Consider the following 385-nt stretch of genomic DNA (forward strand, 5'->3'; position numbering starts at 1 on the left):
GTAAACACGCGCGACTTCTTCGACCAGATCTTCTTCAATCTCCATATCGAAACGCCAGCTCGGCGCAACTGCCTGCCACTCGTCTTTGCCTTCGGTCACTTCGCAGCCGAGACGACGCAGAATGTCAGTTACCTGCTCATCCGCAATATGATGGCCGATCAGGCGATCCAGTTTGCTACGACGTAAAGTGATGGTTGCACGCTTCGGCAGCGTTGCTTCGTTGGTGATATCAATTACCGGACCAGCCTCACCACCGCAGATGTCGATCAGCAGACGGGTCGCACGTTCCATCGCTTTGTGCTGCAGTGCCGGATCAACGCCACGCTCATAACGGTGAGACGCATCAGTATGCAGGCCATGACGACGAGCACGACCGGTGATAGAC

Annotated in this window: 1 protein-coding gene; it reads right to left on the minus strand. The window is 55.6% G+C overall.

The genetic code is table 11. The features are described from left to right. A partial coding sequence (locus I6F37_RS44540; RefSeq protein WP_249795518.1) for a phenylalanine--tRNA ligase beta subunit-related protein occupies positions 1–385 on the minus strand: 385 nt, incomplete at both ends.

Source organism: Bradyrhizobium sp. NBAIM08 (genome assembly GCF_020193935.1).
Taxonomy (GTDB): Bacteria; Pseudomonadota; Alphaproteobacteria; order Rhizobiales; family Xanthobacteraceae; genus Bradyrhizobium; species Bradyrhizobium yuanmingense.